15 protein-coding genes and 1 tRNA gene are annotated in these 22,720 nt (G+C 41.4%); 2 read left to right on the plus strand and 14 right to left on the minus strand.

All coding sequences use genetic code 11. The annotated features are described in order from the left end of the window. Positions 1–6 precede the first annotated feature (6 nt). Positions 7–2,127, plus strand: a complete 2,121-nt coding sequence (locus tag ACE01N_RS00145; protein ID WP_380583594.1) for a peptidylprolyl isomerase — start codon at positions 7–9, stop codon at positions 2,125–2,127. Between the two features lie 57 nt (positions 2,128–2,184). On the opposite strand, the gene ACE01N_RS00150 is transcribed toward ACE01N_RS00145, so the two are convergent. Both ACE01N_RS00150 and ACE01N_RS00155 read right to left on the minus strand, forming a co-directional pair. Continuing rightward, positions 2,185–2,257: transfer RNA gene (locus ACE01N_RS00150), tRNA-Lys, on the minus strand. A gap of 59 nt (positions 2,258–2,316) precedes the next feature. Beyond that, positions 2,317–4,683, minus strand: coding sequence for a beta-L-arabinofuranosidase domain-containing protein (locus tag ACE01N_RS00155; RefSeq protein WP_380583596.1), 2,367 nt, complete (start codon positions 4,681–4,683; stop codon positions 2,317–2,319). A 265-nt stretch (positions 4,684–4,948) separates the two neighbouring features. Between ACE01N_RS00155 and ACE01N_RS00160 the strand changes: the two genes are divergently transcribed. Next, on the plus strand, positions 4,949–5,770 hold the full coding sequence (locus tag ACE01N_RS00160; protein ID WP_380583598.1) for an HAD-IIA family hydrolase: 822 nt from the start codon (positions 4,949–4,951) through the stop codon (positions 5,768–5,770). Here the strand turns inward: ACE01N_RS00160 and ACE01N_RS00165 are convergent. From ACE01N_RS00165 to ACE01N_RS00220, 12 genes are all read right to left on the minus strand, one after another. After that, positions 5,721–7,865 carry a pectate lyase family protein gene (locus ACE01N_RS00165; RefSeq protein ID WP_380583600.1) on the minus strand — a complete coding sequence of 715 codons (2,145 nt, stop codon included), beginning with the start codon at positions 7,863–7,865 and terminating at the stop codon, positions 5,721–5,723. The two genes, ACE01N_RS00160 and ACE01N_RS00165, sit on opposite strands and share 50 nt — an antisense overlap. Before the next feature lie 26 nt (positions 7,866–7,891). Beyond that, a complete protein-coding gene (locus tag ACE01N_RS00170; protein ID WP_380583602.1) occupies positions 7,892–9,505 on the minus strand; it encodes an alpha-L-fucosidase in 1,614 nt (537 codons plus the stop codon). Between the two features lie 177 nt (positions 9,506–9,682). Continuing rightward, the gene (locus ACE01N_RS00175) at positions 9,683–10,660 is read right to left on the minus strand and encodes a DUF6929 family protein (protein ID WP_380583604.1); all 978 of its coding nucleotides are present in this window, start codon (positions 10,658–10,660) and stop codon (positions 9,683–9,685) included. An 11-nt stretch (positions 10,661–10,671) separates the two neighbouring features. Beyond that, positions 10,672–12,204, minus strand: coding sequence for a glycoside hydrolase family 28 protein (locus tag ACE01N_RS00180; RefSeq protein ID WP_380583606.1), 1,533 nt, complete (start codon positions 12,202–12,204; stop codon positions 10,672–10,674). 84 nt (positions 12,205–12,288) lie between these two features. Next, positions 12,289–12,588, minus strand: a complete 300-nt coding sequence (locus tag ACE01N_RS00185; RefSeq protein ID WP_380583608.1) for a helix-turn-helix domain-containing protein — start codon at positions 12,586–12,588, stop codon at positions 12,289–12,291. 2 nt (positions 12,589–12,590) lie between these two features. Continuing rightward, complete coding sequence (locus tag ACE01N_RS00190; RefSeq protein WP_380583610.1) at positions 12,591–12,932, minus strand: type II toxin-antitoxin system RelE/ParE family toxin; 342 nt, start codon at positions 12,930–12,932, stop codon at positions 12,591–12,593. A gap of 137 nt (positions 12,933–13,069) precedes the next feature. Then, positions 13,070–14,170, minus strand: coding sequence for a lipase family protein (locus tag ACE01N_RS00195; protein WP_380583612.1), 1,101 nt, complete (start codon positions 14,168–14,170; stop codon positions 13,070–13,072). A 95-nt stretch (positions 14,171–14,265) separates the two neighbouring features. Next, a complete protein-coding gene (locus ACE01N_RS00200) occupies positions 14,266–16,560 on the minus strand; it encodes a family 78 glycoside hydrolase catalytic domain (protein WP_380583613.1) in 2,295 nt (764 codons plus the stop codon). Between the two features lie 11 nt (positions 16,561–16,571). Next, a complete protein-coding gene (locus ACE01N_RS00205) occupies positions 16,572–18,155 on the minus strand; it encodes a T9SS type A sorting domain-containing protein (protein WP_380583615.1) in 1,584 nt (527 codons plus the stop codon). A 184-nt stretch (positions 18,156–18,339) separates the two neighbouring features. After that, positions 18,340–19,065, minus strand: coding sequence for a DUF6250 domain-containing protein (locus ACE01N_RS00210; RefSeq protein ID WP_380583617.1), 726 nt, complete (start codon positions 19,063–19,065; stop codon positions 18,340–18,342). Between the two features lie 3 nt (positions 19,066–19,068). Continuing rightward, on the minus strand, positions 19,069–20,376 hold the full coding sequence (locus ACE01N_RS00215; RefSeq protein ID WP_380583619.1) for a DUF4861 domain-containing protein: 1,308 nt from the start codon (positions 20,374–20,376) through the stop codon (positions 19,069–19,071). 91 nt (positions 20,377–20,467) lie between these two features. Next, positions 20,468–22,666, minus strand: coding sequence for a hypothetical protein (locus ACE01N_RS00220; RefSeq protein ID WP_380583621.1), 2,199 nt, complete (start codon positions 22,664–22,666; stop codon positions 20,468–20,470). Between the last annotated feature and the right edge of the window lie 54 nt (positions 22,667–22,720).

The raw sequence follows: 22,720 nt of genomic DNA on the forward strand, positions 1-22,720 counted from the left end.
CATTAAATGGCTACTTTAGAAAAGATCAGAAATAGAGCAGTGTTGTTGATTGTGGTGATTGGCGTTGCCATGGCCGCATTTATTTTGGGCGATCTCTTTAAGTCAAGATCAACTTTCTTTGGTCAATCACAACGCGAGGTTGCCGACATTAACGGTCACGCTGTGATGATCGATGAATTACAGAATAAAATTCAGGAACTTACTGAAATCTACAAGCAAAGTCAGCAGACTCAGTCGCTTGATCAGCAAACCGTTGACATGATACATGATCAGGTTTGGAACAACATTCAGAGAGAGTATATCATGGGCGATGAGTACAAGGAGTTGGGACTGGCAGTTTCGGAAGATGAATTGTTCGACCTGGTTCAGGGTGATCACTTATCTCCTATAGTCAGACAATTGTTTGGAAACCCTCAAACAGGTCAGGTGAATAAGTCTGCCGTACTGAATTTCCTGAAACAAAAGGAGAATGACCCGGCTGCAAAAGCATACTGGCTGTACTGGGAAAAAGAAATTGTAAGTCAGAGGTTGTTTGAAAAATACAACACACTTATCGCAAAAGGTTTGTATGCAAACTCGAAGGAAGCTGAATTCGTAACAGAAAACAGCAAGAAGTCAAAGAACATTGAATTCTTCTCTAAACCTTTTTCTTCTGTTAAGGATTCAACATTAAAAGTTTCTGATTCTGAAATTGAAACGTACTATAGTGCTCACAAGGATGACTATAAGCAGGATGCTTCAAGAAAGATCGAATATGTTGAATTTAACATTAAAGCATCTGATAAGGATGATGCAGATGTAAAGGAATGGGCGGAAAAAGCTGCTACGGAAATTAAGTCTATTAACGATCAGGAAGAAATTGCCCGATATGTAAATCTTAACTCAGACAGTCGCTTCGTCGACCGTTATCAGGATAAGGATGCAGTTGATGCCCGTTTGAAGGATTTCGTGGATGAAAGCAAACCGGGAGCTGTTTACGGCCCTTATAAAGACAATGCTTCTGATGCATATGTTGTAGTAAAATTAGTTGACGAGGCAATGCGTCCGGATTCAATCGAAGCCAAGCATATTTTGATACAGGAAGCTACCGCTGAACGCACACAGGAACTGGCAGACAGTATTTATACAGTTTTAAAGAATAACAAAAGTAAATTTACTGAGCTGGCAGAACAATTTTCCAAGGATCAGGGAAGTGCAAAAAAAGGTGGTGAACTTGGATGGTTCCAGGATGGAATGATGGTTCCGGGCTTTAATGAAGCGTGTGTGAATGCAAAAGTTGGTGAAATAGTTGAAGCTAAATCAACTTATGGAACTCACATCATTTTGGTTCAGGACAAGAGCAAAAATGTAGATAAAGTATTATTAGCCACACTTTCGAGAAATGTTGAACCATCAACAGATACTTACCGTGATGTTTACAGTGAAGCAAGTAAATTTCTCGGCGAAAACAATACGTACGAGAAATTTGAAAAAGCTGTAAAAGAGGATCCTTCAATTGCGAAGATCCACCATACTGCAGCTACAGTAAAGTCAAGCGATAAAAAAGTGAATAACATGGATAACAGTCGTGAGCTGATTCGCTGGGCTTTCAATGATGCAGAGCTCGGAAAACTGTCTGACGTACAGGAACTGGGCGACAGGTTTGTGATTGCTGTTGTGACTGAAATTCGTGACAAAGGCATTCAGCCGGTTGAAGAAGTAGAAGGTTCTATTCGCGCGGAACTGTTAAAAGATAAGCAGGCAGAATACCTTATTAAGGAAATCAATGCTGCTAAAGCCGAAAGTCAGACCCTTTCATCGCTGGCTCAAAAAGAAGGAGCTGAAATTAAATCAGCATCAAATATTACCTTTGGTTCTTACTATATTCAGGGAGCTAACGGATACGTTCCTGCACTGATAGGAGCTGTTGTGAAAGCGCCTGTAAACGAAATTTCCGAACCCGTTAAAGGTGATAATGCAGTTTATGTTTTCCGTGTGGTCAGTGAAGAAGAAAATAAAAGTGTTCCTACATTGGATCAGGAAAAACAACAGCTTGCCCAGGGGTATGTTTACCGTGCAAATTACCAGACATTCAATGCGCTTAAGGATAAAGCCGAGATTGACGACAGAAGGGTTAAGTTCTATTAGAAAGAAATGTAATCACAATATAAAAGCCATCCGTCAACTGACGGATGGCTTTTTTTGTCGGTCTGCAGGGAATCGAACCCTGGACCCGCTGATTAAGAGTCAGCTGCTCTGCCAGCTGAGCTACAGACCGGTTTAATCGTTGAATTTAATTGCCCGTATACAAAAACAAATCAGGATCAAAAAAGTTATCTATTTTTTCAGCAATCGGACTTCGTAAACTCCTCCGGCCACCGAACCTTGGTTTGCTTCAAACTTAACAATAAAAGTACCCGAAGTGTTTATCGCTATATCTTCAGGAATATCATAGTCTACAGTATAAAAGTCATTTCCTCTCCTGCCCCTTAAATTAACTTCTGCAATCACCTTGCCGTTGGCCAGGATATTGAAATTCCGGCCCCTGTCGCCACTGAAATACATCACGCGTAGTTTTACAGGTACCTTATCAGGATTTCTTAATTCATAACTGAACCATCCCTGTGCATCACGCCAGTGTTTGCCGGCATTGACTCCGGCATTGGATCGCTCAAATTTTATAAAATGATCCGATTCCGGCTGCTGTTCTCCTGGATAGATCAGATCAACAGTGCTGCGTTCCAGTTCCTGTTCGGCTGCTTCTTTAGCGGCGATCTCAGCTTTAATTTCCTTTACAGCATCTTCCGTTTCACTTTGCCAGTAGATAATATAGCGTGAATCGTGCAGCCTGTAAAACGGCATTAACGTCAGGTTGTTGTAATCTCCTGAATAGAGATCGTCGAGGGTAAATGTTAGTGCTTCGCCCTTCACCGGTTTGACTTTTGCGGCAATCTGATCCGGTTCGCTTACAATAATCGGCATTTCCTGCAACGGAATTTTTTCTCCTGATGCAATATGTCCTCCGCGGCTGGCATCGGCATAGAGTCCCGGCATATTCTCTGTTGTTGTTTTAGCCGCTAACACTACCGGCCCGTGAAGAATGGCAAAATAATGTTCGCCATCAGGAATCTGTTCCACAGTGGTATGCATCGGAAGGGATACACTTATCTTATCACCATCCTTCCATTTCCTGTATACGGTTACATATTCTCCCGGTTGATCCGGAATTTCAACCGGTTCCCCATTCACGGAAACGGTCATTCCCCCTTTTGTAATCCATTCGGGATACCGGATATGAATTCCAAATTTAGATTTCTTTTTTAGATCAAGCGTTAATTCTGTCTTTTCCTTATCAGGAAACGCTGTGTTCTGGGCAACTTTAATGTCTTTCTTCTTCCAGTCAAGTGTTGATGGGATAAACAGGTTTACATACAGGTCATTATCGTCATGAGCATAGATCAACTCCCCGTATTTGGTATGGTTTTCGAGGCCTGAACCAACACAACACCAGAAGCTGGTTTCGGGCTGAGAATATACCCTGTAGTGCCCTGGGCGCATGGGTGTAAAATATACGAAACCACCTCTATCCGGTTCCTCCGTTGACAGGATATGGTTATACAGTGCCCGTTCATAATAATCCATGTATTTAACGTCCGGATCGGATAGAAACAACATTTTGGTCAACTTGAGCATGTTATAAGTATTACAGGTTTCAGGCCCCTGTTCGCTGTTGATCATGCCTGAAAAATCATCCACCGGATTAAAATGTTCCCGAACGCTGTTTCCACCGATAGTGACAGTCCGGTTATCCACGACGGTTTCCCAGAAAAAACGGGCAGCATCGGCCCATGTTGTATCGCCATCGTATTCCGCAATGCGTTTAAACCCTATCACTTTTGGGATCTGCGTATTGGCATGCATTCCGGTCAGTTTGTCTTCGTGCTGAAGCAAGGGATTAAGCACATAATGATGGGAAAACTGTTTGGCAAGAGTCAGATATTTATCATTTCCCGTAATAAAAGCCACATCTGCGAATACTTCATTCAGTCCGCCATGCTCACTTCGCAGCATATCCTGTATCTGATCTTCAGACAAGTTTGATACCAGTTTGATGGCCCAGTCTGTCAGTTTTATCAACATCTCCTTAGCTTCATCACTCCCGCCAAAGAGATATGCATCGCGTAATCCCGCATAAATTTTATGAATATTATACAAGGGCACCCACTTTTTATTCAGGCTGAAAGCTCCTGCATCAATATGTCCTTTAGCAATTTCCTTCCACATGGCGCGTCCTCCCGGAACACCACCCAAGTAGCCATCGTCATGGTTATCCTGACAGCGTTTCAGTTCACTGAGCATATAATCCATTCGTTCTTTCATACGTTGATCGCCAGTGGCAGCATACATCATTGCAAGTGCGGAAAGATAATGGCCTCCAATATGTCCATCCAATCCTGTATTCTCCCAGTTTGGGTAGTTTTCTGCCTTAGGTTCCAGACCGGCTTCCTTAAGATAAGGCGCAAGCAGGCGATCAGGATCAAGCGCCAGAATATATTCCAAATCCTTCATTTCTGCATGCTTAAAAGGACTTTCAAGCAGACGCACTGAGTTTAACGGGAAAAGTTCCAGTTGTTCTTTGACCTGTGCTGTCAAAAATGCCGGGATCAGGCAAATAATAACTATTATACTTTTTAAGGTTTTCATGCTTAATGTGTTTATTCTCCGGGAAATTGCAATATTACAAATTAAACTAATATTTTTTTAAATGCATTGACCAGCCTCCGGATAGATGCAAATTCCAGCTTCTACTATTACAAAATAAACCAATCCTGCGTAAAAAACATTTCATTTAATCTAATTCTGATAATACAGAATTAAAAAACGGACAGAAATAAGTGATAACATAAAGAAAGGTTGTAATTTAACGCCTGAAAAAAAGTGCTTCGAAAGCATAAAAAACAGTGTATTGATGACAAAAAAAGCAATGGTTGAAAATATCCGCAACAAATCCGGATTTATCTGTGACATGGATGGTGTGATATATCATGGTAACAAAATTCTGGACGGGGTAAAAGAATTTGTTGGCTGGCTTAAGGAGGAGAATAAGAAATTTGTATTCCTCACAAATTCTAGCGAACGTACCATTAAAGAATTACAGGGGAAGCTGTCGCGAATGGGACTCGATGTGGGGCCCGAACATTTTTACACCAGCGCCCTGGCCACAGCTACTTTTCTGCAGAATCAAAAGCCAAATGGCAGCGCCTATATCATTGGCGAAGCCGGATTGATCAATGCACTTTACAACGCCGGCTATTCCAGCAACAACATCGATCCGGATTACGTGGTGATGGGGGAAGCACGGTCCTACAGTTACGAGGTCATCGAAAAAGCAGTCAACCTGGTTAACAAAGGGGCCAAACTGGTTGGAACCAATCCCGATCTGACCGGTCCGATTGAAAACGGCATCGCTCCTGCCACAAAAGCACTGATTTCTCCCATTGAACTGGCTACAGGCAAACAAGCCTATTTTGTAGGTAAGCCTAATCCGCTAATGATGCGCATCGCCCTGAAAAAACTTGGCATCCAACGTGAAGACACCATTATTATAGGCGACCGGATGGACACTGATATTGTAGCCGGGATTGAAGCAGAAATCGATACATGTCTTGTACTTTCCGGGATATCAACGACAGAAACCATCAAGGAATTTGCCTATCGCCCACACTACGTTTTAAAGGGTGTTAACGAGATAGTAAAAGATTATTCTCGGGGAAAGCAAGCGGATCTTTAATAAAAATCTTACGGGTAGCAATACTTCCATCTTTATAAAAGGTAGCTACAATATTTATTCCCTGTACAGGATCCGGGTTTGCTTTTCCGTCAATTGAATAATAAATAACCTTATCAATCTTCCGGCTCGGCACAAATGTCTGAAGCTGATCATTCGTCACATTATCCGCATATACATAAATGCTACTGATGGATGCGCCCAGTATTGATCCGTTTGTGATCAGTTCTGAACCTTTATCCGCAATGAACCGGACAAATACCGAATCCCTGCGATTGGCATCATCCGGCAGATAGAATTCCTTGTCATACCACACTGAATCTTCTTCAAGATTAAATTCACCGATTTTATAATAGGTTATACCGTCTGTTGAATACTCCACATTCTGAGTAAAATAATAAGCCGAGTATCCTGACATTCCAGCTGCAATCCTTATATTTTTGTAATGACTGGCATCAAACTTTATTCTGAAATAATACTGCCCTGCAGATGATTTGCCTTTACGGATCATCGCTGCATTCCGACCTAACCATAGATAGTCTTCTGTAAATAACTTCCAACTAAATATTGACCCATCATTCTGTAAAAGAACAAATGATGCATTCTGATTTTCCTCTGACTCATAAAAGTCCGCATTACGCACATATTCTCCATCCTTGTAAAAATCCCATCCCACAATATAGTTAGCCTGATTAAACCAGGCATTAACGATGATATCCTGATCCATCGTAACTGTAATAGTCGTATCACTATGATTGTCGTTCCAGTGGTCAAAATATGAAACAGGATTGGAAGATGCCGTTAAAGTCACCACTGTCCCTTTGGGATATAAACGTTCTCCTTCTACAAGATTTCCCTCAGGGAAAATGGTTATTAATCCGGGATCAACACCATCAGTGATGTTAATGCGTAGTGCAAAATATTCATAATTTACCTTGATATTCACTGTTTTACTGGCAGCCTTATAGTTATCATCTTCAGGGAAAGTTACTGTAATGGTATTAAATCCTTCCGGCAATTGCGATCCAATGGGATGACTGTATACGGGTGAACCTGTATTTCCATTGGCACTTGCATTAAGCCGGGTTTCATCCAAAGGTGTACCGAAGATAATGGGATCAAGGTCATTCCAGTTTATTATTGTTTCTTTCTTTTGACTGGGCTGAACAGAATCCCTGTTTTCATTTCCGGCTTTTTCAATAACCTCACTTTTTGCATCTTCGGCACTTACAGTGGTATAATTATAGCTCGGTGTAAAAACATCATCCGCGCCTTCATAAACAGTACCTTCACAGCTATCATATATATTGCCTTCGCTTCGCGCCTCACCACCTTCAACCGTTAACGGGTCTCTTACACCCTCAAAATAATTATACTCCGATAGTATCTGGGCTTCGAGGGCGGAACGATTAGCATAATTATTTCCGACACAACTTAAATAATTATTGTAAACATGTACCCGCCCAAAACGCACCCGTGGCATACGCGAAGTACATCCCGTATCCCACCAGTTGTGATGCATTGTAACATGTAATTTCCCCCGGTCGGTAATATTGCTGTCATCGGCACCAATTAAATTTACAAATTTATGAAAGGTAACCTTGTCATAATAGAACCGGCAATATGAAATCGTCACAAAATCAGACTCAACCGTAACATCAATGCACCCATCCGCACAATCGTAAACCGTACAATTGGTTACATATACATATCGTGCTTCCCGTATTGTGATGCCATCATTTGCCGGATTGGTTATGTTAAGGTTTTTTATAACCACATCGTGAGTTCCACTACTGATATTAATATCACCAATAATTGTTGAGGTTGAATCCAGACCTGAAATTGTTTTATAACTTCTCACTCTAACCTCCGAACCAACATCAATTGTGTCCTTAATCAGAAGCACATAAGGCGTGGATGAGCCGGCCAGAGATTTCAAATCGTTTGCATTATCTACGATGATAGTATCTCCACCTGCGCCTCCGGGATTTTCACCATATCCGTCACCCTCAGCCAGAAGCGGAATACCGTAAGCAGTCAACAGGAGGATAAACAGTAAAAATTTAGTATGTGGCAGGGTGCGGTCCGGATTCTTCATGAATTTAATTTTTTGAAACGCTGTCTTCAATATATTTTTAGCACACACGGCATGTCTGTCCGATCATTTTGGGACAGTTGAACATTCAGGCCATTCTCATCGAAATGAAAAGAGTTAACCGAACCGCCTACCAGTTCCACATGCTTCATTTTATCATTGAAATGCGGGCCATTAACAGCTAATGACTTAATAAGTATCTGATTGCTTTCCGGTTGATTCATAACAACAGCATATAACACATCTCCTTTTTTTGTGAACCGGATATCTTCAGTTGAATACGTGGCTCCTCTACCTTCATTAAATCCCTGATCTTTGATCGGATTGGCACTATCAGCTTTGGGTCCTTCTCCGTAAATGGCCCATGGCCGTGTTCCGTAAATGCATTCACTGTTTGTATCCATCCACTCTGTAATACCCTCAACAACTGCAAGTTCCTTTTCATCAATTGAACCATCACCCCGAACAGGAATATTCAACAAAAGATTCCCGTTTTTACTGACAATATCTACCAACATCTGGATGACAGTTTTTGCTGATTTATATCCGCTTCTTTCATACAAACTGCGATCATAATGCCATCCACCAATACAGGTACAGGTTTGCCATGCTTTATCCTGAATGGCATCCGGTGCACCACGTTCCACATCCCAGACCAGGCATTCGTTCTGGTCATCTGTCAATATTTTTCCAAAGAGAACGGCCTCCAGTTTTCCATCGTGATCAGCCATGTTTTTATTGTAATAATGAGCCGCTAATTCCAGCCCAACATTACTGACAGGCCATAGGGGCAAGCCGGTGTCATCAAAATAAATAAGATCGGGCTCAAAGGTATTGATCATGTCTACCGTCCGGTTGTAAAAATTAAGACAGTATTCTTCGGAAGGAGGAGTAGCTCCATTCTCCCAGGCCCACTGACTACCAATTGATCCGGGATCTTTGCTGTTTTTGCTTAAGGGGTGATTTTGGGCATATAAATTCTGAGGATCCAGACCTTCCCACCAGGTACCTTTTCCATCTTCTTTCGTCAGTGTTCCGTCATAAGGCACGCCTGCCAGATCTCCTGTTTTATCTGATTGCTGAGCTGTTTCGTACCAACGCCATGCATGTGCTGAATGAATACTGACACCAAATGGCAAATTGTTAGCTTTGGCTGCTTTCGCCCATCCGGCAAGAATATCCTTATGCGGACCAACATTTACAGAATTCCATTCCTGGTATTTGCTGCCCCATAAATCGAGGTTATCGTGATGATTCCCCATGGCAAAGAAATACTTTGCACCGGCCCGCTTATACAATGCAACCAGTTTCTCAGGATCCCATTTATCCGCCTTCCATTCATGAATTACATCCTTAAATCCAAATTCCGAAGGATGACCGTAATGTTCCAGGTGATAATTGTATTGCCAGTGCCCCTGAACATACATATGACGCCCGTACCAGTCGCCGGCTTCCGGCTGACATTGAGGTCCCCAATGTGCCCATATACCAAATTTAGCATCCCTGAACCATTCCGGAACCTCGTATTGTTTCAATGATTCCCAGGTTGGTTCAAAAATGCCGGTCTGCATTTTTTCTTTTTTATTTGATGTGCACGAAAAAACGATCAGTGCAACAAACGTGATTAGCAAGGATTTCTTCATGGTGAAATTAATTGTTGCAGTAATTAAACATCAACATTCTCATATGATAAACTAAACCATTATCAAAGTTAATGTAATCAGATCAACAAGAGATTGTATGCACTAATCTAAAGTGTGTATATTTTAAACATCAGAACCTGTTGTTCAATTAAGATCCAGGTATTTATTATATCAGGATTAGTGTGTTCTTTTACGAAAATCTATCTCCAATAGTTTAGAACTGCCATCATCATTGTCAGTTACACCCAGCAGTTTTATATCTGAATTGGTGCTGCTGACCACATAAACAGATTCCACTTTATCCTGCAATGGTTTGCCGTTATGCATTATTCTTTCACAAACCGGAGTCCTATTTTCAAGCTGATTCAAATCTATCAGTCCAATATAACTGCCTACAATATTTTGGTTGTCGATCCAGTTCGGATCATTCTCCACCGATGCAGAAAAAACAAGAATATCTTCTTCCGGCAACAGACACATACCAGAAAATCTGGCAGATACGCCGTTAACGGCAGGAAGGTTGAATTTTATGGATTTAATGTCCGGTTTATCCTTTTTATCGTCTTTAACATAGTCTCTGAAATCATCAAGATCCATCATAATCAGTGTATTGTCGGCACGATTCAGGAGGATCAGCTTCTTCTTCCAAAGTCCGGCTCCTTCAAAATTTATGCCGGCCTGCGCATCAGATTTTTGTGCAATATGTTTGTAGAGCTTAGCCAAATCATAAGTCGTAACCTTATGATCCTGACCGTCAAAATCGACTCGGCTCATCACCTCACTTTTATCACCGGTACTACCTGAACCAAAAACCAACAGGTCAGAATCTTTTCCCCAGGGAACCACTGTCATGCATTCAAAATCGGCCTTTTCATGCTTTGCAAGCCTGCCGTTTTCAAGGTGTTTCGTGCTGAATATTTTGATAGAATCCACTACCTCATATTTGGTGTTCAACTGAAACAGATATGGGGAATCATCACCCGCAATAAAGTAGCTGCCACGATATTTCACTAAAGCAGATGCCGACGGAATGTGTGGAAGTGTAATCTGTTTACTTACATTTACCTCAAATACAATGCCCTGAGCTTCAAGACGAACTGGCAACAGAAAGCAAATAATAACAACCAGACCGGGAACAGAGAAAATCCTCCTCATTTTACGTTTATTTACTCTACAACGATATCGGGATTTGAATCCGACTTATACAGTTCTTTAAAGTCCTTATCATTTACTCCTTTAAACCTTACATTTTCAATCAGTTTTTCTGCATTAATCATGGTCTCGCTTGCAGATACAAATTCAACTGAATCGAAAGTAAGATTTTGCACATTTGACAGACTCAAAGGGTAGTAATCCTTAGTCGTGGATTTCAGATTTTTAAATTCTGTATTCTCCGCATTTTCTATTACAATGCCATATTTACTTTCAAGAGTCAGGTTTTCAAAATATACTTCATCCACAAAAAGGCTATCTATTCCCTGTATTCTGATGGCAAACTGTGAATTTTTAGATGTGATATCCTTATAATGAAGATTTCGGAATGTTGGCAGACTATCCGTACGTGGTTTAATAGAACTGCTGCCGTAATGCATGTTAATCTTAATGGCTTCCCGCTCAATATTATCCATACGAATATTTTCAAACCACAGGTCTTCAATCACACCACCCCGGCCTTTCATAGACTTGATGCGCAATCCACGCTGTGTTTGACTAAAGTCGCAATCGTGAGCATAAACATTACGTACACCACCCGACATCTCACTCCCAATTACCACACCACCATGACCATGCTTGGTTGTACAGTTCTTGATGACAATATTCTCACTGGCTTTTCCAACCCGCCAGCCATCTTCATTCAAGCCGGATTTAATTACAATGCAGTCGTCTCCTGTTGAGAAATAGCAATTATCGATGAGCATGCCATTAGTGGCATCCGGTACAATTCCATCATTATTGGTTCCTGTGGTTATGACCCTCAGATCTTTTGCTACAACATTCTCGCAGTACACAAAATGGGTGGTCCACATGGGTCCTGAATGCAACTCGATGCCTTCCACCAAAACATTTTTACAGCCTATAAACTGAACCATGGCCGGACGCAGATAGGATGTTGGTTCAAAAGCCAGACAGTTACGTTCTTCAGGTTCTACACCTGCCTCAACCAGATCGTATAACTTAGTCAGTGATTTTATCTGAGTGCCTTTGGCCAGGTCCCACCATGCCTTGCCGTTACCCTCAAGAATACCTTCACCGGTAATGGCTACATTCTCCTGATTGCGTGTGTAAAGCAATGGGTGGTAATTCATACATTCCAGGCCTTCCCAGCGTGTAAAGGTAGGAACAGCGTACAACGGGATGCTGTCCAGAAAGGACAACACAGCACCTTTATCCAGATGGAGATTCACATTTGATTTTAATTCAAGATAGGCCGTGCTCCAGGTTCCTTCAGGAATTACAACCTTCCCTCCACCGGCTTCAGCACACTTATCAATTGCTTCCTGAATGGCCTTTTGATTATTAAATTTTGTTTCGGTTTTCGCGCCAAAATCCTGAATGTTGTACACTTTATTTTTGAATGAAGGGACTTCAAACACCTGTTCACCCCAGGGTGTTTGCTCTGTTATAACAGTACTCTGAGGTGTCTGACAACTCACTAAAGTGGTTAACACAAAAATGATTCCTATAATTTGCTTGCTCATATTCTTAAAAATCAAAACTTAAATAGGTTAGAAAAAGTAAAAAATAGATGCATTGTTTCAACTATAAAAACTACATAAAATGTCTTAAAGCAAAGTAAATCCAAGATGTTTTCCTAATCCTTCTTCAAAAATCTTGAATAATGTAGAAATCTGAACATCGATCTTACCATTTTCAAGTCTGGATATATAGCTCTTCTTTGTTCCTGTTTTTGAGGCCAAATCCTCCTGAGTCATATGAGCCTCTTTTCTTGCTTCCTTAATCATTTCACCAATAATAAAAGCTTTTGCTTTTACTTCAAATTCATCTCTCTTCTCTGTTCCAGGTTTACCATATTTAATATCAAGAAGTTCATCAAATGTTTTTGCTTCGCTTATCTGTTTCATGACTATTTCCCTTGCTTTTTATCAAAATATTCTTGTTTCAACTTCAACGCTTTATTAATCTCCTTCCCGGGTATCTTTTGGCTCTTTTTCTGAAATCCATTGAACAATATCACAATCTTTCCTTCATCAAAGCAGCTAAAAACTCTGTAAATATCACTTCCGACTTTAATCCGTATTTCATATAATCCATCCGTATTCTCAATATGCTTTAAAAATTTTTGAGGAATCCTGTCAACAGTTCTGATCACTTTAAAAACATATTCAATTTTTTCCTGCACTGCTGAATCCAGCGACAAATAGAATTCTATAAAATATTTCTCATAAAATCGTATTTCCCTGATCATCGAACAAAGTTAACAAGTTTGTTAACAAAATCAAAGTTATTCATAATGAAATTGTACTGTTACAGAACCTCCCATTATACACCACAGTCAATATCGCAAAAACAGATGAACTTATCCTGAGCATTAATATAACGCCGTTATTTATACCTTTCAATCAAAAACATATACGCATCCGTAAAGTGGTGCATCCAGATGTTAGTATTATCAGGTGAGTTATCAAACTGCCTATAATATTCCTCGTCCGGATACAAAACGATGGTATTCCCTGTTCTGACAAAATAATTGCTCTTATAATACTCTGGAGCTTTGTAATTGGACATTTGTTTTTCAACAGCTCGAGAAACCATCTTACCCAGATATTTCTGATAATTTTTCTGAGCTCTGATTCCGGGTTTACTCAATTGATTATACACATGTTTGAGCACCAGATTATTGGGAAATTTCTGTTTCTTAATCATCTTTCGTGCATGTGAAAACGGATTTACATTTGTGAAATCATTGACTGTCTGCACCGAAAACGGCACATCAGGAACCCAGTCCGCTGCATTAACCACATTGAACGCCCATCCGCCCCTTGTTATATTTTCATAATCGTAGGCAAAAAACAGGTTTCCCGGTTTAGGTCCAGCACTGCAATAGGTTTTAAACCAAATATCCTGAGGCAGTTTATGGTCCTTTTTCAAATGTTGCAGATAGGCTGTCAGCATAAAACCTATGCCGCCACCCTGACTATGCCCTGTGATAATAAAATCTTTATAGCCTGCCTGATACAACGAATCAATTTTAGGTTCAATGGTTCGCGACAAATATGCCATAGCGATAAACCATCCAACCTGCACCGCAGCTTTGGGATTATCAGCCAGCTTATATCTAAATAAAAAATTGGTATCAAGCTGTATTTCTCCCTGAGCCGGAACCATAGCGGCATAGAGATTTGCAAGGAAACTTGCCTCTGTAAGTATGCTTCCACGAATTGAAATCAAAGCCACAGGTTTTTCCTTATTGATCCACAAATCCCATAGGTTATCAAATGCAACCCGGGGAGAACGGTATTCAAAGCTATATTTTTCAGGTTCAGTAATAATGGCAATGCTGTCCCATTTCTCCAGATCAAAATGTGTTCTGTGATTGATTTTCAGCGTTTCAATGTATTCTTCCTTATCAAATCCAGGTTTTAAGATTTGTCCAACAATGGTCTGTGTCAGAACCAGGAAGGTTAATAGTATCGTCTTTTTCATTTGTTATGTTCATATCACATTGTACTTTAAATAAAGATCTATAAAAGTGACAAATGCATAATAGCATAACATATTTATTTGCAAAAAGTTGGCCCCTATTTCAATTCAAATACTTTTTCACCTGAACCAACATTTTCTACCTTAAGAAATCCATTTACTTTTTTGTACCTGATCTTTTGTCCGTTCAGGAATAAGTGTTTGGCACTGGGCCGAACCGGAACGTAAACATCAGAAGTCGTATTGGCAGGAACAGAAATATCCAGCTTAAAAGCTTCTCCGGGCTTATTTGTAAACGACACATACACTGCGCCTCTGATGGTTGGGCATTTTATTTTGGCGTACTCAAGATCAGCAGGTTGTGGTTTGATCTGTATTCTTTTAAATCCGGGCTCAAGTGGTTCAATGCCCATGAGTTTACGCGGAATGATATTGGCCGGTGCAGCTCCCCATGCATGGTTCCAGTCCTGATTTGGCTTGTATTTGTTTCCCCAGGCTTCCATGGAAATGGTGGAACCATCACGGATCATATTGTACCAGCTGCGTTCCGACGTTGAGGTTAGCAGGTCCAGACCATACCAGCTGTCATGATTGTCGTAAACGGCTTCCATCAAGAACTGTGATCCATACACGCTACAGGCCATTCCCCTTGAGCGGATAAAATCAGAAATCTGATCCACATTCTTCTTTGGTGCCAGACCAAAAGCTACAGGGAACATGTTGGAATGGAGCGAAGAATGATCTGTTCCGATGCCGTCTACATAAATTCCCCTTGTTTTATCCAGTAACTTTTTATTAAAAACGTCCATCAGTTTCCCGGCCTGTGATGCATAAAACTCCTGGTCTTCTTTTTTACCCAATTCTCCTGCAATGGTTGCCATTGCGTTCAATGCAAAATAGTGGTAGGCATTTACTACCGTATTTACATCCGTAAACACAAAACCATCGGTTTCTCCCTTCTCATTTTTACCCAGGCCCAGAATACCCGTATGCGGCCAATCCACAATATCACGGATATTATCATTGAGATGTATTGACTTTAACAATTCCGGGGTTACTTTCCCGGTTCTGGTACTGATAAATCCCGACTCGTCAGCTAGTGGTAAAAGTGTTTTAGCCTGCAGGTCCTTATAAAATTGCTCAAGGGATTCCTTGTTTCCGGTATACAGATAATCGTACCACGCCATTACAACAGACTGCAGAATCCATTCCGTTGGCCAGGTGGCATGATGAATCAGATACTCTTCGGTATAACGTCCGATACTGTAGTCCCGTACCACACTGTAATATCCCAGTTGATTGATCAACGCATCGGCTTCATATGGTATCCGTTCCCGGTCACCATCTACAAATACACCGGTAAACGAAGTTGCTTTCATGGAATATTTGCACAGCTCCCACACCTGGTTCAGCACTGTATCAGAACTGGTAAAATAAGAGTCTGTTTCATTAAACGGATAAAATACAGCCTCCCTGATAACGTCACACGGTTCTATCTTTCCGGTATAACCTTCAATCTCACAATAACGGAATGGCGTGACCTCACCTGTATAAGCCGGCATATGAATGGCCCTCGACCCGGTATTTCGCCTATCCGGACGAATGGCAATGATGTAGGTATTCCGGCCTGCATTCAACGCCAGTTGATACGTTGAAAAACGGCGCGTTCCTCCCGGATCACGATCAATACTGCCATCCTTCGCCACTTCACCCAGGCGTATCGTAATTGTATCTTCGCCTGTTTGACTTTCCAGATTGAGCCGGAGCCTTCCAAATGCATCCTTCCCAAAATCAATAAAGGTCACATTGTTCGTTTGATCCTTTACTGCAATAGGGAATTCATCCTGTTTTTGTAAGGGATAACGGGAGGTTTCATAATCCACCAGGTTTGATGCTGTTTTAAACTGTGACACCGCAGAAAAGGGCGATTCATTTCCATGATTGTCCCAGATTTTTACTTTCCAGAAATAAACAGCGTTAGCTTGCAAAGCCTTCCCTTCATAGCTTATATTCAGAGACTGGTCACTTTCTGTTTTCCCTGAATCCCACAGATCGCCATTATCATTTTGTAGATTTTGCAGATTGGATGCAAGCAGAATACGATAAGCGGTCTGCAACGTATTTTCCTGATCCGAATTTACAACCCAGCCAAAAAACGGTTTCTTTTGGGCAATTTCTGTAAACTGGAAATTTTCATTCCGGTGAACAGCATCATGTAAAGTTGTATTGACCGGATAGCCGTTCAAAAATACCTGCCCGGCCCGGGTTAGGAAATTGACGGATAGTTCTGTTGGTTGACATTTTTCATAAACAGCGCCTTTTGTAATTAAGCCAAAAACAAAAAAAAGACTTATTAAAAGGAGAACGGGAAGTGATTTTTTTTTCTTATTCATTAAAAATGAGGTTACAGCTTAACAAATTTACTTGTCAGAATATTGCCATTCTTTGTGATCAATTTTAAAATATAGATGCCTGTATTCAAATCCGAAACATCCAGCTTATTCAAGCCGCTTTGGGATTCTGAAACCTTGCCTGTGGCATCTATTATTTTAATATCCTTATACTCATCTGTATCTAAATTAATATATGATTTTACAGGATTTGGAGAGATTGTAAACCCTACGGTTGCTGAAGGCTGATATGCTTCACCTGGTTCATATTCGAAGGCACCAATATCAGGCGCCTTGCCGTAATATGGTTTACCTGTTACCGTGCCTGCATCGATCAGATCGCTTCCGGGGGCCAGATGCATAAAGTCGTTATCCGGTATAGTCCCGTCTAAATTTCTGGGAAGGGTAATATAATATTCATTCAGTTCCAGAAAATCAGCATCCAAAACTGTGACTGAACTGTTATTAAACGAATTCGTTACCAGTGTATTCTGGCTCAGATCGATATATGCTGTTTCACTGCTCCTGGCTTTATATCCCAAATTATTGACCAGAACGTGATCATACCCATTCACATTGATGTTGTCAGATTCCGGACTTTCCCGGTTCACCATATTATAATTTACGCCATTGCGATAGGCTGTATTATTATACCATGTATTACCGTTCAAATGGTGATTAGAGTAGAAACCGTTAGCTTTATTATTGACAGCCAGGCAAAACCGCACGGTATGCGAAGGCACCGGATTGGGAATATCAACAGCCACGTCGTAAGCAAAGCCACCTGCCTTAAACCCATTTCCATCACCCAGACTCTGGAATGTTGGGGAATAGCCGTTATAAAAAGCCTGGCAATTTTCATATGTAATGGCCTCTCTGGCGCGAATGCAATCAAAACCATCATCACTGTTGAACCAGGCACGACAGCCACGGAATACATTTCCGGTACCACCATCACCGGGATGACAGCCAAAACCATCGGTATTACCTCCTTTGCCATTTTCTGAGACATCATCATGATTCCGGTAGGCATCACAGTTTAGAAACAGATTATGACCACCACCATAATGCCGTATTCCGGTTCCCTTGTTATCGTGCATAATCAGATTCTCATAAATATTATAATTTCCCCGACTATAAATACAGTATGACTCTGTATGATCAGTTATAGTCACCTGAACGCCGGTCATTTCAAAACCACGGATATGGATATAATCACCTCGCACATAAATTGCCACAACCCTTTGATCTGCAGGTTTCACAGATGAAAAATCAAACACAGGCCGTTCTCCCGGATAATTAAAGTAATGCATCAGCTTTCCTGATTGGCCACTCTTGTCCAGATACGTTACACAGGCAAACAATCCGGATACCACATTGGACACCGCATTGGCAGAAACCTGGTATGTTCCGCCTCTTACAAATACCGTATCGCCCGGCGATGCCTTTTCCTGTCCCTTCTGTAAAGAAGCCAAAGGCAGATCTATCGTTCCCGGATTTGTATCACTCCCATCTGTAGCCACATAATACGATGTGGCTCTCACAACTGCAGATATACCAATCAGCATACCCAATACTATATAAATTTGTTTCTTCATCCTAATTATAGTTACGGGTGACACGTTACGTGTTACTTAATGAAAAGTGAACAATGAATAGTTAAAAATTCATGTCGTTCAGACAAATGAGACTACATACATATACCTCCCTTCGCTCACCCTTCTGTCCCCTGCTAAACCACTTTCAATAAAAACCAACTATTCATTCTTCATTATTAATTATTCATTCTTTAAGCCTGTACACCTTAAAATCATCCATTGTCTGATGCGACTTTACCAGCCTGAAACCAAAATATCCTTTGGTCAGGGGATCGTCATCCATAAATGAAAAATACATCTCACCATCCTGAAACAGTTTGGTGGTTCCGTTATACACTACAATCTGAATCTTATATGTTTTGTTGGGTCTCAGCAAATGTGCCTCATCCGAATAATCCGTGTAAAGAATCCTGTTGCCTGTACCATCATATTTTCTGAACCGCGTGGTAGAATTTGTGTTCCCGCCAATACCGGCATAATATAACAGCAAGGGATGGTACTTTGTAAACACACCATTTCGCGTAAACAGGGTATCATTATTTGGATCAGTAGCCATCCAGAACATGTTCATATCCGATAAGCGATCGTTTGGGCCGCCATTTATGATGACAGTCCTGGTAAATTCGATCAAAATATTTCCCTGCAACTCATCCCTGAACCAGATGGTGGCTCCACCCTGAACATCAGCAATCATTTTCCCTTCTTCCACTTTTACATAAGAACCCGGTTTATCTTCAACCTCAGGAACCCACTGTTTCAAACCATCCGAGAAATCATCAGCATACAGTAACTTACCTTTTTTAAACTGATCCGGACCACCGCTGTTCTCTTTTTTTGACCCACAGCTTACAAAAACAATAACGGTAAGTAATAGGACTAAAAAAAAATATTTTGTTTTTAAGCTCAGCATCTGCTATTCTGCTTTAGGTTTTACGCTTACGTCCACCTTTGCTGACAGTTGTCTGGTCAGATCCACCACATAATTTACCCAGAAATCATGATCTTTAAACTGTTCATCAGCAATCTCCCATCCGGCTGCTGCATAATATGTTACAGGCTCATGGTTAGATACTTTAAGTTTTGCAAGGAAGGTATTGGACAACTGACCAGATTCAGGAGCTTCGGTGTAGCCTTCGTAGATATCACGCGGAACAATGAGCGCCAGTCCAAGCCACCACTGACGGTCGTAAGTCTGCATATCGTGCGTCAACAGTACCATCCACTGATCATTCACCGGAATCTCCTCCAATGGATTCTGATTGTTGATATTTACCAGTCCAACCACCAGGGTTTCATCACCCTTAAGACCATCAAACTCCACTTTATTCTGATAGGCATACATACCAGGCCAGATGCTGGTGGTCTCTTTAACGTCGTAATCCCTGTCTTCACCTTCAGGGTTCCAGTTCATGTAATGGTAATTCATCACCGATTTTACCGGACCTTCAGCCGTAATTTCAAATGAGGTCATAGCCACATTATTCACTGAATCATTTACGGTTACACCCAAACGCAACAGCTGATCACCAGTCATAAGGGCAAAACCTCCCAGACCAACAGAATTTCCGACAGAGAGAATATCTCTGCCCCAGTCTGCCATGACATGATAATTGTCTTCCACCTCACCTTTGGCATTGATTCCGACATCTTCGGGTGACATAAAAGGAGCTTTCTTTCCAAACAGGTCGTTGGCGTTTCTTCCGTCAAAATAGTGGCGAAAACCGACTTTATCATTTTCCCACGATGGCCCGTCAGTCTGATAAGGCTGATATCCCAGACTTTTGGGTAAATCTTTCGCATACAGGGTATCACTGGTTTCCGCTTGAACCGGAGTCGTTGCAGAGGTCCGTTTTCCAAACCGTGCACTGGTCCTGATGACATAATGCGGTTGTGACTGAACCCACTTAAACGTGAATGTTCCGGAACCTTTTGCAGGAAGATCAGCCACAAAAAATAATTCGTCCCAGTTTTTATCGCCATCCAGGTCATTTAACTGCGACGGTATCGTATCTCCTTTTTCAGATAAAATAAGCGGATAAGCACTTTCTTTGGAATAGCCCGGAATATCAGATCGCTTTACAGAGATAGCCTTATCAATCAGATTAACATCCGATGTATTGGTTAAACTAATCTCCTTTTCCGGCTGTTTCGTTCCACAATGGGTGAACAACAATACCATTAAAAATACTGAAGCTGTTGTGATAAAATGTTTTTTCATCATACAATTATTTTGGGTTTTCATTTTATTCCGCCAAATTAAAAAAAGTATGGCTGGCGAACCAGTTTTATGCCGAAAAACCTTTTATTCAGCACTACGGTAACTTATTCAGGTTTTCCACACGTACAGTCCACGATCCATCTTTCGGAAATCCGGGTGCTATGTCCTGATCATCTTCACCCCATCCGGCTGCCATAAGCCCAACAGCCTCCAGAAATGATGCATTAACCGGAAGATAAGCCGGGTTTTTCCTGCCTTCTTTGGGACGCGGCACATACCCGGTTTTATAAAACCTGGCCTGAGGAGCATCATTACACACAATATTAACGGCTTTCTCAGCATCCCCCAGACGGGCAGCAGTGAGCGCACCTTTTCCCATACTCCAGCTTACAAAGCTATTCAGGCCATTTCGTTCATAAATGGTTTCAAAGGTATTCCGCATCGTGTCTTCATCTATCATCGCTGTCTTCGGTAAATATCCCAAAGCCATCAGCATGGCAGACGAATAATGCCTTTGACTGTTATACATATTAGGATCAGATTCCAGTTCCACATATTTTCCGTCCTGAACCGTAGGCCGTGCAAGCTTGTTCAGAATATCATCCCACTGCGGTACACGTTTCAAATGAAGCCGTTCCCTCCAGTCCTGCGCAACTTTCAGTCCGTAATAAAATTCGGCCAGCTCAAATGTCGGGTTCATTGTTGTATTCTCTATTGTGCTTTCATTTACACTTTTTATGGGCGGACCCAAAATGTAACGATCCGTAGCCTCATCGTACCAGGCATATGATGCCAGGAATTTTGCGGATTCAAAAACAATATCACCGTATTTATTCAATATTGTGGAATCAGGATGCGCACGATAAACGAGCTCCGATAAATAAACCGGATTTGGAAAATTCCAGATGATAAACGGATTTATGCCTCCGGGACTTACTCTTCCGTTTATGCCTGACATCTTCGGCCAACGTGCTCCTTCAAAGCCTTTGCTTTTGGCATCAGCCATCGCCACAGGAAGTATCTTCCTGTACCACTGCAGTCCTTTCTCTAAAAGATCAGTATGGTTCCACTGGTAAAACTGCGCCGCATGAATCCAGTAGACCTCTGAATTATGCTTCCCGTACCAGCTGATGTTGGCCAGACCGGTTTCCTGCGGTGGAAATGATCCGGAATAATTAACCTTCATCAGGTATAACGACAAAATAATACGCCGCTCCAGCTCTTTTGCCCTTGGATCTGTACTACCTGAAAAATCAACGGCTCCTCCATTCATCCAGTAATCATTCCATGAGGAAGCCGATGCATTTTTGGTCTCATCAAATGATTGTATTTCATCGGCCGTATTCACAGGTAAAAATTCACATACCAGCTCAATACTGTCAATTCCGGTACAGTCCAGATGAAACCGGTGAGCAGCATCTCTTATCCATTTTGCCTTCCCTTTCCAGTGAATCTTTACAATATACCGGCTTGTATCAACGGTTCGCTGCAAAATAACCTCATTCGGTGTTTCAGAAATAACGGTTGTTTCATGCTGATCAGGCTTACTCCAATCCAGGGCAGGTTTGTTCTTTTTAGTCAGGTCGTAGGCATACGGAAAACGGAAAGCAGGTTGCAGTTTTCCGGAGTTCAGAAGCGTTGTTGCAAGTTTAAAAGCTACAAGGCTCCTTTCAGGATCGCTGACGGTTTCAACCTGAACCGGTTCTCCATTAACGGTATACTGACTGGTCACCAAACCGGTCCAGAGATCGAGCTTCTGATTAATCTTATCAATAGCGTCAGGTCCTAATGCTTTGTTATCCTGATCCACCAGGCTTATCTGCCCCATAGCAACCGGATGAGGATTTTTACGAAAATAATCACCGGCAGGCGTTTTCTGCAGACTGGCATATTTAATTTCCCTTCCATGAAAATCGATAGCTGTCATGGCATCTTCCAGTGTCAGATGCTGCGTATTAGGGAAGGAGTGCCAGGCCCATGTCGTACGTGTTTCCAGCGGTATGCCATTAGTATAATAATAATCTTCAAACGTCTGAAAACCGGTTACATCAGCGTTGAACGCAAAATCTCCGTTACCTACCGACATAACTGCCATCGGATCAGTTTCATGGATCACCACATTATGACGGGTCACCAGATCGTAACGATCAATTGGTTCTGAATTGACAACATCCTTTTCACCTGACTTGCAGGCCATCACACTAATAAATGAAAGGATTAAAACCAGACAAAAATTCGGTTTTCGAAAGATAGAGTGGAACTGAACCATAATACTTAAGACTGAGGTTTTCAAAAATCCGAATAAAGGTACTAAATATTTAGGTTTTGAAAACGGCTTCCGGCAATG

The sequence above is a fragment of the Quyinboa ferrireducens genome, assembly GCF_042436675.1.
Taxonomy (GTDB): domain Bacteria; phylum Bacteroidota; class Bacteroidia; order Bacteroidales; family UBA5342; genus JBHJHP01.